This window comes from Rhizomonospora bruguierae, assembly GCF_018397995.1.
Lineage (GTDB): Bacteria > Actinomycetota > Actinomycetes > Mycobacteriales > Micromonosporaceae > Rhizomonospora > Rhizomonospora bruguierae.
Genome location: NZ_BBQH01000089.1, coordinates 21,417 through 31,823, shown reverse-complemented (window position 1 = coordinate 31,823; position 10,407 = coordinate 21,417). Strand labels below are relative to the sequence as shown.

Below are 10,407 nucleotides of genomic sequence, written 5' to 3'. Positions count from 1 at the left end.
GATGCCGTGGCTGTGCAGGTAGTGGGCTGCCTTGCGTGAGACGGGCAGCCTGCTGGCGTAGAACTGGGCGGCAGCGGCGTTGGCCGCGTAGAGGCGTTCCGGCGGTGGGGCCTGCCGTTCACCAGGCATCGTCGGTGGCCTCCCGTGGCTTTGCAGGCGGAACGGTGCCCGCGCCCTGAGCCTGCGGCGATGCGAGGGTGTGAACGTCAACGAGGTGGGAGAGTGCCCGCAGCTCACCGGCAAGCTCGTCGATCTGCCGTTGCAGGTCGGCGAGCATCGCCTCGACCCAGCGCAGGTCTGTCGGCAGGGGAGAATGGCTGCTCATGACAGATCTCCGCGGTCGGTGGAGCCCGCAGCGTCCGAAACCGGCGGATTGAGGTGATCGGCGGCGAGCTCGGCTCGGGCGGTCCGGGTGATGGCATCCACGCTGGCGGTGGTGTCGGCGCCGATGATGCCGGCGTGTTCGCCGCTGTACCACGGCATCAGGTCGATCATGGCGGCTCGGGCTCCGGTTGCGAGCAGGATTGCCCGCCCCCGCTTTAGGGCGCGTAGGTCACCTGGCTCGAGGATTCGGCGTCGTTGGGCGCTGGTGGAGTAGCTGGTGTGGCCGTTGCCGTCACGGTTGATCGAGGTTGTCGCGACATCGTGGTCGCCGATCAGGCGGGAGATGTCCTCGGCGTGGCGGGCGTCGTCGAGCCCGGCGCCGATGAGCTTGACGGTGGCGGCGCTCCACAAGGCCGTCATCCCGCGTTCGCCCCACACGCCCTGGCCTTGAGCGATGTTCTGGATGATGGTGATCGGGATAATTCCTCTACCACCAAGGTGGCTGTAGAGCTGGGGCAGATCGGCGATCTTGCAGATATTGGCTGCCTCGTCCAGCACCGCCAGGACCGGCGGGTCGATACGGCCGCCGGCGGCTTCGGCATGGACGACCGCGGTGCGGAACACGGCGTCGGTAAGTGCGGCGACCAGGGGAGCGGCGGCTCCCGCACCTTCCTTGCTAAGCAGGTAGAGGGTGTCGCGGGAGCCAGGGAACCTGGTCACGTCGAGCCGGTCCATTGCGCTGGTCGGCGGTGTCACCCAGGCCATGATTTCCGGATCAGACAGGCACCGGGCGGCCGTGCGCGCGGTCTCGTAGACGCCGTCTCTGGTTTCCGCAGCGCCGCCTTGACGACCGGCGAGCGACCGGGCGGCCTGGGGGTACCCGGCGGCCCGCAGCAGCGTGACTGGCTCGCGGCTGGTCACGTCGGACAGCCACGCTTGCACGTCCGTGAGCGTGCCGCCAGAGTTAGCGGCGGCGAGAAAGAGACAGGTGAGCAGGTCCCCGGCGGCTAGTGGCCAGAACGGATCGGAGGAGCCGACGCCGCGGATTTCCTGGATGAAATGCTCGGCCAGCCGTGCGGCTTCCTCAACACCGTTGATGGTGGCCAGGGGGTTCCACCAGAGGGTTTGGGGTTGGCGGGTTACCCGCTGTGGGTCGAACGTCCAGACCCGTCCGACCCGCTCGCGGGCTCGGGTGGTGGCGGCCCACAGGTCGGAGCGGTTGCTGGTGGCGAGTACCGGTCCCGGTGCGTCAAGGATCGGGGGCACGGCGAGGCTGGTTGTCTTGCCGGCCCGGGGCGCCATCACGGCGAGGAGCACGTCTTCCCAACTGGACCGGAGTACCGGTCCGCGGCGGCGGCCCCCGCTGACGAGTCGTCCGAGCGCGATACCGATCGCGGTGGCTGGCACCTGCTTGGGCGCACGTCCGGCGAGGCTCGGCCGTAGCCGCTGTGCCCGCTGAAGCGCGGTCGTGCCGATGAGTTCGTCGACGTCGCGGGTGCGGGCGAGGGATGGCAGTGGGTCTCCGGCCCGCGGGCGGCGGGCCTGCCACCATGCCCACGCCCAGAAGCCGGGCACCACCGTCGTGGTGAGCAGCAACGCGTAGATGAGCGCTACCAGTTGCGGTGGTACGCCGGGCCACAGCTGCTGCCAGTTCTGATCGAGCAAGCTTTTCGTGAAGTCCCAGCCGAAGGGTGGGCCGGTCCAGGGGCGTCCGGACGCGAGGGCGGCGAGGCGTCCGGCGAGCCACGCCAACCAGGTCAAGGCTGTGGCGGCGGCGCAGGCCCCCAGGATCAGCCACGGCGCTAGGGGGTATCCACCCGCGCTACCACGCGGATAGATCGGCTGCTGGCTGCGGATGCTGCTCATCGGCTACCCGCCCGTACGGCCGCGTCGGTGTCGTAGAGCGCCAGTTCCTCACCGAGCAGGTGCAGCGCGACGGGCATTCCAGCCCGCTCGCCGGTCTTGACGAGGTACTTCCCTCGACCGGGATGGGTTGCGCCGGGCACCAAGGCTTCCGGAGCTGCCCAGGAAGCGACCATGTCCCGTTCGGGCCCGGACAGACGGACCATCTGGTTAATCCGGTCCAGCTCTCGGCCGGGCAGCGCGGCCAGAACCTTGATGGCGCACCGCTCGGCCATGCCGCGCCCCTTGGCTCGGTCCTCGTCGCTGGCGAGCGCATCCAGGTCGTCGAGCGAGTGGGTGAGCATGATCTGTGCGACGCCGAGGTTGCGCGACAGCCGGGTGAGCGCGTCTGCAGGCTCGACCAAACCTGGCGCTCCCCGTAGCGCTCGCCACAGCTCGTCCATGATCGCGAGGTGTCGTCGCCGGGGGGCAAGGCCCTGATCGGCGAGCACGGCGGCAGCGTCGATGACGGCATACCCGTAACTCCAGGTCGACAACATCGCGGCGGCGACCAACTTGTCGCCTGCGGCGGCCACCCGGGAGATGTCGAGGCTGACTGCCTTGGCGGACAAGTCGATCGGGGTAGAGGTCGGCGCGTCGAAGACGCCGGCGAGCGTGCCCTCGCACAACAGGCGGAGGGTGGCGACCAGATCGTCGATCCGGCGGCGGTAGTCGGCCAGCGACGTAGCCCGCGCCGCGGCGCGGATAGTGTCCGGTCCCTGATCAAGCACCGCGAGCACATCGGGGATCACCGGATCCCCGGTGCGCCGCTCGGCAAGCAGGTCGACCACCCTGCCGAGGACGACCTCCTCGGTGTTGCTGACCCGCCCGCCGTCGCGCACGAGCGTGCACAGGGCAATGAGCAGGGTCAGCCGCCGCCCGCGCACCTCCAGGCGAAGCTGATCGGCGTCCGCTCCCCTCATCTGAGACAGCACGGTGCCGAGCGGACCGGCGTCGAGAGGGTTGATCCGGTCCAGGCCCCTGCCGACCCGAATGACCTGGCCATCAAGGTGCTGCACCACGCGGGTGTAGTCCGGTTTCGTGTCACCCAGGATCAGGATCTGGGTGCCGGTGGCGGCCATTCCCATGACCAGGCGCTTGGCCAGCGCGGACTTGCCGGCGCCCGGCTGGCCGAGCACGAAGAGACCAGTATTGGTGATCAATCCGGCATTGAGCCACTCGAACGGGTCGAGCAGCACGGACTCGCCCCAGAGCTGATGCCGGCCGATCGGTACTCCCAGCAGGGGGGCGCCGCTGCCGGCAGTGAACGGGTACAGGCCGGCGGCCTGCACGGTCGTGGCCTGGTATTCGGTGCCGGTCGTCACGTGGACGGCTCGGCCGGCACCCGGTCGACGCCATCCCCAGGCCGGGGGGATGGGGCCGAACGCGGACACGTCAATATCTGCGAATGTCATTTCGAGTGCTCCTGGAAGAGGAAGATCAGTTCGGCCAGTGCTGGGCCAGCACCGGCGGGCAAATCCCGGCCGGCAGCGTGACGGCGAACCCGGCCGCCTGGGAGCGCCACAGACGGCGAAGCCGCACCTTGCAGGTCTCCGCGCGGCTTTCCACATCCGCGACGGCTCGGCCCAGGTCGGCCGGATCGAGCACCGTGGTAGTCACCCACAGGCTGATCAGGCCAACACCTGCGCCGAGCGCTTCTTCCCGAGCTGCCTGGGCGGCCTGTTCGTGGTCGGCGATGTCACGGGCGGTCGGATCGAGCTTGCGGGCCCGCCGGTAGGCGGACCGGAACTGGGCCGCGTTGACCTGCCGTTCGACTTCGCCAGCGGCTTGTGTAGCGGTGAGAGGCCGGTACAGGAGGGTGACCCGTTTCGGATGGTCGCCAGGGGCGAGCAGCCGGGCGAGCACGTGATGTGTGACCGGCTGCCGGGGTGCCTCGTGCCACGCCCAGGTCACGCTGGTGGCGCCGTCATGCTCGTAGCGGTCGGGGTGCTCTTGCGCGGCAACCGGGCCGGCGTTGCTCCAATCCAACAGTTCGGCTGCCGCGTCCGGCGCGGCGCCAAGCAGCCGGGTCACGTCGCCTCGACTGGTCGGGTCGAAGCTGTGCCGGACGATTCCGGCGATCTGCGTGGCCGTCGCCCGGCCAAGCACCGTCAACCCGCACCCGGCTAGCGAGTCCTGCAAACCGGGCAGGGCGCGGTCGACCTCCGCGAGACAATCCTGCACCGTCTTGGGGCGGGCCGGCGACGCAGTCGGATCGAAAGTGATCGACACGGTCGTTTGTACGTCTGCGGCGGCCTGTGGTGCGGCGGCGACAAGCTGCTGGATCAGTCGCACTGCCGCCGCTGGTCCATCCGGCGCCAACCGACCAGTGATGTAATCAGCCAGCCGGGTACCGGAATCCGGAGCGGTGTCCACCGTGATCGCGACCCACCGCACGATCGGCACGTGACCGAGACCGGCCAGCCAGCCGCCCCAGTTCGACACCCATGCGGTTGCCGCCTCCGGGTCAGCCAGCCAGGTCGACTGCGCCGCGCAGCGCAGGGTGATGGTCATGGTCCCGAGCCGGCGATGCCACACCACGCCGTACGTGCCGCCGTGGCCGTCATCTACGGACAACAGCACGGTCGGGGCGAGCACGCCCGGCAATTGCCAGGCGTGCTCCTCGGCCGACATCACGCCGCCGCGGAAGCTCGTTCGACCACGGCTGGAACCGGTGACCCAGCGGAAGCGCTGCACGAGCGCCTGCGCGAGCGACACACCGTCCCACTGGGCGACGTTGCCGACGACGATGATCAGGCAGACGGGGCCGACCACCGCGAGAGCGGTCAGACTTATCGACACCGTGATCAGCGCGACGGTCATCGCCGCGAGCACCACCATCGTCTGGCCGAAGCCGAGCCCGAACATGCCCAGCGGTCGCGCGCGACGCCAACTGCCGTAGGTGCGCGTCTCCTCGGTCTGAGCCTTCGCAGTCATCCCGATCACCCGGCTTCCGTGGAACGGGACGCGGTGCTAGCCGCGGACTTGACCGCCGCCCCCGCAACTTGGGCGCCGACAACGACACCGGCGACGACAGGCGCGGCAGGACCTGCGGCGGCGGACGCTCCGACCGCGCCGGCGCCTGCGGCACCAGCGCCCGCACCCGCCGCCGCGCTGCTGCCGGCGGTCGTCGCCGTCGTAGCGCTACCAGCTGAGGCGCTCGCGGTGGTTGTCGTCGCGGTGCCCGCCGACGGGGCGGCAGTGGGGGAGGGGCCGTTGAACACCGGTGGGGTCGGCCGAGGCGTGCCCGACCCGCTGTCGCCGCTGCCGCCGGACTGCGGCGGGTAGCGGCGGTCCATGTCGCGGGCGTAGTCCGTCGCCGACATGCCGGATGAGCCGCGGTTCGACGCGATCGCGTGGAGCCCAGCGGCGCCCGCAGCAGCCAACATGCCCGACGAGTTGCCAGCCTGCTGAACAGCACCGACGGTCCAGTTAAAGAAGCGCATCATGGCCGGCAACGCGACAAGCGTCATGCCGAGCATCCCGGCACCGGTGAACCACGTCGAAATGTCCCGGTTCTGTGGATCGCCGATGAGCATGAACGCGACTGCGTAGCTGGTGGCGGCGAACGGTTTGTAGAAAACCATCGCGAGCAGCCAGCCGAGCACCCGCCGCAACCAGTTGGACGTGGCGGCGGTGAAGCTACCGCTGGCGGCGAGTTGCAGCATCCCGGCGAGAATGATGATGGCGCCGTCGCGGAACAGCAGCAGCATCGCCTGCACGATGCTCGCCACGAGCACGACCAAGCCCACGACGACCACCAGGATGCTGCCGATGCTGGGCCCGGCTGGAAGCAGCAGCAGCTGCATCCGCGCAGCCAGCGCGTTGGTCTTGCAGCCCGGGTCCTGACTGAGACCGGGGGCGCAGTCCATACCCCAGGTGAGGACCCATTCGGTGTAGGACTCGCACGCTCTGAGCAGCATCTGCGTGCCGGTCAGGCTCATGTCGGCGATCACGTAATTCCCCCATCTGACGGGGTTTCGATCACGTAATTCCCCCACTCGGTCACGGAATTCCCCCAGGGGAGCACGTGCGTGGCGTCGGGGTCTGGTCCTCGTAGGCAAGCAGTCTGCCTCCATCCGAGGGTGGGGGCGCCGATGGCGAGGAGAAGTTTCTACGTGATCGATATCGTTGAGATTCTGGTGCATTGGTATGCGGGCCGGTCGCAGCATGAGCTGGCGGCCAGCCTGGGCGTGGATCGCAAGACGATCCGTAAGTACACGGCGCCGGCGGTCGCGGCCGGGATGGTGCCGGGTGGGCCGGCGCGTGGCCAGGATGAGTGGGCGCAGTTGGTGCGGGGCTGGTTCCCGGAGTTGGTGGACACCCGGCTGCGGCAGGTGACCTGGCCGTCCATCGAGGTGCACCGCGACTACATCGCTGAGCAGTTGCAGGCCGACGTGACGGCGGCGACGATCCACCAGCGGCTGCGCGACGAGCGCGGCTTGGACGCGTCGGTGGCGTCGTTGCGCCGGTGGGTGCGGGCGAACCTGCCCGAGGAGACCCGCCGGGCGCAGGTGCGGGTGCTGGGTGACACCCCGCCTGCGGGGCACGAGGCGCAGGTCGACTACGGCCGCCTCGGCATGTGGACCGACCCGGGCACCGGCAGGCGGGTCACGGTGTGGGCGTTCGTGATGGTGCTGTCGCACTCACGGCACATGTTCGTGCGTCCGGTGCTGAGGATGGACCAACGCGCGTGGACCGAGGCGCACGTGGAAGCCTTCCGATTCTTCGGCGGTGTCCCGGAACGTATCGTGCCGGACAACCTGGCCACCGGGGTGGAACGCGCCGACCTGTACGACCCGAAGCTCAACCGCGCGTATGCGGAGCTGGCCGAGCACTACGGGCTGCTGGTCGACCCGGCCCGGGTGCGTAAGCCTCGCGACAAGCCGCGGGTGGAGCGGCCGATGCCGTATGTGCGGGACTCGTTCTGGCGGGGCCGGCAGTTCACCTCCCTGGCCCAGATGCAGGCCGCCGCGGTGGACTGGTGCCGGAACGTGGCCGGGCAACGGGCCTGCCGGCCCCTTGACGGCGCCGCCCCGGCGGGCGTGTTCGCAGCTGTCGAGGCCGACGCGCTGGGACCGTTGCCGGCACGGCCGTTCGTCCTCGCGACGTGGTCGACCGGCAAGGTCGGCCCGGACATCCACGTCAAAGTCGGCAAGGCGTTGTACTCGGTGCCGTGGCGGCTGATCGGACAGCGCCTCGACGCCCGCCAGACCTGGACCACCGTCCAGCTGTTCCACGATGGGCAGCTCGTGGCCACGCACGCCCGCGCCGGCAACGGCAAACGCACCGACATGTCGCACTACCCGCCGGAGAAGATCGCCTTCGCGATGCACACTCCGACCTGGTGCCGGCGACGGGCCGGCGAGATCGGCCCCGCCTGCACCGCGGTCATCGCGGCGCTGCTGGAGGTCGGTGCCTTGTTCCGGCTGCGCTCGGCCCAGGGCGTGCTCGGCCTGGCCGACAAGCACGGCCCCGCCCGGCTGGAGCTGGCCTGCGCCAAGGCCATCACCGCCGGCGACCCCTCCTACCGCACGATCAAGGGCATCCTCGCCGCAGGCGCGGAGGCCGACCCACCACCACCAACGACCGGCGACGGCGGCGCCGCCGCGCACCTGCACGGCCCAGCCGCCCTGTTCGACAACGTCTACCCGCTACCCGGCCACGACGGCGAGGGCGTTGCCTGATGAGCGCCGACGTTCCCGCCTACCCGATCCACCGGCCCGACAGCCGCGCCGACGATCGGTTCACCATCGGACTGGCCCTCGACATCGCCGCCGTCCTCGCCCGCCACGGCTACCCGCCCGTGACCCGCGGCGTCGACCTGATCCGCGTGCAACAAGCCCTGTTCACTCTCATCTACCAGGAGCAACCATGACCGTCATCGACACCGCCCTGCACGCCAACCTCCGCACGCTGAAGCTGTCCGGCATGCTGGAAACCCTCGACGCCCGCCTCACCCAAGCCCACGCCGGCGAACTCGGCCACCTCGACTTCCTCCAAGTCCTCTGCCAGGACGAGATCACCCGCCGGGACACCATGTCCATACACCGGCGGCTGCGCCGCGCCCACTTCGACGAGCAGACCACCCTGGAAGGCTTCGACTTCGCCGCCAGCCCGAAACTGCCCGCCGCGCAGATCCGCGACCTCGCCGCCCTCCGATGGCTACACAGCGGCGAGTCAGTCCTGCTACACGGCCCGGTCGGTGTCGGGAAAACCCATGTCGCGCAAGCCCTCGGACACCTCGCCATCCGACAAGGCGCCGAAGTCCGCTTCTACAAAACCAGCCGCGTCCTGGCCCACCTCGCCGGCGGCCACGCCGACCGCACCTGGCCCAAACGCCTCGCCGAGCTCACCCGACCCCACCTGCTGATCCTCGACGACTTCGCGATACGCGAATACACCCCGCAGCAGGCCGACGACCTCTACGAACTGATCTCCGAACGCGCCCAAACCGGCCGGTCACTGATCACCACCTCCAACCGAAACCCACCAGACTGGTATCCGCTGTTCCCGAACCCCGTCGTCGCCGAGTCCCTCCTCGACAGGCTCATCAACACCAGCCACCAAGTCTTCATGAACGGCCCCAGCTACCGACCCAACAAGCGCCCCGGACGCGCCGTCCCCCAGTCCACCAAGAACCCGAAGTAGAGAAGTACAGTCAACCCACAGGGCCAGCACCGGGGGAATTGCGTGACCGCAGCCCGGGGGAATTACTCGATCGCCCACAGCATTGGAAGCTATCGATCTTGCTGTAGAGTGCGGTCACGAGGGTGTCGAGGGTGTCGGGCGATGACCATCTGCACGCTTCTCTTATGCCAGACATCGACCCCTGCCATCGGGACTACTCGCCTAGGGGGTTGGACACCATCGAAGAGACGACTATCTCCTCGTTCATCCTTCGCCTCGGGTCAGTCGCCGCTTGCTGCTATAGGCGTGCCTGCACTAGACCATGGGTCCCGCTTGTACGCCAAGGCTCTCTGGACGCGTCGAGCGCAGACAGTGTCCGGCTGTCGATGCCAACGACAACGTCCGACTTGAGGGTGCGTAATGTGACGACCGGACCAGGAAAGTAGCTGGCAGCCTCGACGAAGGGTGTGGTCGATGGCCAGTCGCAGTCGCCCACCAAGCGTCGATAGTTCAGGTCGCCCTTCATGATGGTCAGCGACGCTGACTCGAACTCGCTCGCGAGGTCGAGCGGCATATGGTGGAAGGACAACGGCGCGCAGTAGAACCAGTGCGTGTACACGGTGACGCGACCGTCGGCCAAGAGCTGCCATATCCTGCCCGCGATGTCGGCCGCGCTTCCGCTGGCAGCAGCGAGACGCCGGAGGCATCCGACAAGGTCAGCGGTGACCGCGTCGGAGACATAGTAGGGATGCGGCTTGAGATGCAGTGCAACCTCGGACACGAGCCCTGCCTGGATGAGGTAATCCAGGAAGGCCAGGTCAGACAGCAACTCCCGCCCAGCGTTGTCTGCGACAATGCACACCCTGCGAGTCTCACCGCTGGCCAGGGTCGACCAGACAGCGGCGCTGTCATCGGCGATTAGGTTCGCGGCCCGCGTGGGCTGCTCGGCGGTGCTCGCCTTTCCGATCCGGAATCCGAGGTCGGCCCGGTTGCCCCACAACGATGCCAGCAGAAGCGCCTCGGCACGCTGGTCAGGTGGCAGGTGCTGAAGTTCGTCGAGCGCGGCCAACTCGTGGTCAAGCGCGGGGTCCTGCAGTTCCGCAGCCTTGAGAAAATCAAATGGATCGACCCAGAACCATGGGCCCGATGCAAAGAAGCCGATCGCCTCAAGTAATCGGCGGTAGAAGTAGCCTTCAGCCCAGAGAAAGGGTACATCCTGCCATCGTTGCCCAAAGTAGTCGCCGCCCCAGGCGTCCCATGCCGCGAAGTCGTAGGCTGATCGCGGAAGTCGGCTGATCCGCCCCGTCAGCGTCTCCTCAATCAGGCCTTCCAGCGCCTGATGTTGGAAGGGCAGGTAGGGGTGAGCCCGCCGTATTTGGGAGACAAGCTTGGGGTGGCGTTCCCGGAAGACATGCCAGGCAAAAGATCCGGGCACATTGCTGGCGATCGCCGAATGCTCGGGTGCTTTCGCGATCTCAAGCTGCCCAGCCGAAGGGCTGTTCGGGGCTGGTCGAAGGAGTGGGGTATGCATTCTTGTCGCCTCCTATCCTG

At 68.5% G+C, this 10,407-nt stretch carries 9 protein-coding genes; 3 read left to right on the top strand and 6 right to left on the bottom strand.

Annotated elements, in window-relative coordinates; translation table 11 throughout:
• Positions 1–118 precede the first annotated feature (118 nt).
• The 5 genes from KJS59_RS28410 to KJS59_RS28390 form a co-directional block, all read right to left on the bottom strand.
• A complete protein-coding gene (locus KJS59_RS28410; RefSeq protein ID WP_213456654.1) occupies positions 119–325 on the bottom strand; it encodes a hypothetical protein in 207 nt (68 codons plus the stop codon).
• Positions 322–2,190, bottom strand: a complete 1,869-nt coding sequence (locus KJS59_RS28405; protein ID WP_213456651.1) for a type IV secretory system conjugative DNA transfer family protein — start codon at positions 2,188–2,190, stop codon at positions 322–324. The genes KJS59_RS28410 and KJS59_RS28405 overlap by 4 nt, the downstream gene beginning before the upstream one ends.
• Positions 2,187–3,551 (bottom strand): hypothetical protein, encoded by a 1,365-nt coding sequence (locus KJS59_RS28400; protein ID WP_249715038.1) that lies wholly within the window; start codon positions 3,549–3,551, stop codon positions 2,187–2,189. Before KJS59_RS28400 ends, KJS59_RS28405 begins: the two co-directional genes overlap by 4 nt.
• A gap of 115 nt (positions 3,552–3,666) precedes the next feature.
• Positions 3,667–5,163, bottom strand: a complete 1,497-nt coding sequence (locus KJS59_RS28395) for an SCO6880 family protein (RefSeq protein ID WP_249715037.1) — start codon at positions 5,161–5,163, stop codon at positions 3,667–3,669.
• A 5-nt stretch (positions 5,164–5,168) separates the two neighbouring features.
• Positions 5,169–6,182 carry a hypothetical protein gene (locus tag KJS59_RS28390; RefSeq protein WP_249715035.1) on the bottom strand — a complete coding sequence of 338 codons (1,014 nt, stop codon included), beginning with the start codon at positions 6,180–6,182 and terminating at the stop codon, positions 5,169–5,171.
• Between the two features lie 162 nt (positions 6,183–6,344).
• Between KJS59_RS28390 and istA the strand changes: the two genes are divergently transcribed.
• The 3 genes from istA to istB are packed head-to-tail and all read left to right on the top strand — an operon-like array spanning position 6,345 to position 8,877.
• The gene (istA, locus tag KJS59_RS28385; protein WP_213456645.1) at positions 6,345–7,913 is read left to right on the top strand and encodes an IS21 family transposase; all 1,569 of its coding nucleotides are present in this window, start codon (positions 6,345–6,347) and stop codon (positions 7,911–7,913) included.
• Complete coding sequence (locus tag KJS59_RS28380) at positions 7,913–8,104, top strand: hypothetical protein (protein ID WP_213456643.1); 192 nt, start codon at positions 7,913–7,915, stop codon at positions 8,102–8,104. Before istA ends, KJS59_RS28380 begins: the two co-directional genes overlap by 1 nt.
• A complete protein-coding gene (istB, locus tag KJS59_RS28375) occupies positions 8,101–8,877 on the top strand; it encodes an IS21-like element helper ATPase IstB (protein WP_213456641.1) in 777 nt (258 codons plus the stop codon). Before KJS59_RS28380 ends, istB begins: the two co-directional genes overlap by 4 nt.
• 277 nt (positions 8,878–9,154) lie before the next feature.
• Here the strand turns inward: istB and KJS59_RS28370 are convergent, their stop codons facing one another.
• Complete coding sequence (locus KJS59_RS28370) at positions 9,155–10,387, bottom strand: damage-control phosphatase ARMT1 family protein (RefSeq protein WP_213456639.1); 1,233 nt, start codon at positions 10,385–10,387, stop codon at positions 9,155–9,157.
• Between the last annotated feature and the right edge of the window lie 20 nt (positions 10,388–10,407).

Excerpts from the sequence above, each read along its gene's own strand:
- KJS59_RS28410 (WP_213456654.1), bottom strand. The coding sequence starts at position 325 with ATGAGCAGCCATTCTCCCCTGCCGACAGACCTGCGCTGGGTCGAGGCG.
- KJS59_RS28380 (WP_213456643.1), top strand. The coding sequence starts at position 7,913 with ATGAGCGCCGACGTTCCCGCCTACCCGATCCACCGGCCCGACAGCCGC.
- istB (WP_213456641.1), top strand. The coding sequence starts at position 8,101 with ATGACCGTCATCGACACCGCCCTGCACGCCAACCTCCGCACGCTGAAG.
- KJS59_RS28405 (WP_213456651.1), bottom strand. The coding sequence starts at position 2,190 with ATGAGCAGCATCCGCAGCCAGCAGCCGATCTATCCGCGTGGTAGCGCG.
- KJS59_RS28395 (WP_249715037.1), bottom strand. The coding sequence starts at position 5,163 with ATGACTGCGAAGGCTCAGACCGAGGAGACGCGCACCTACGGCAGTTGG.
- KJS59_RS28370 (WP_213456639.1), bottom strand. The coding sequence starts at position 10,387 with ATGCATACCCCACTCCTTCGACCAGCCCCGAACAGCCCTTCGGCTGGG.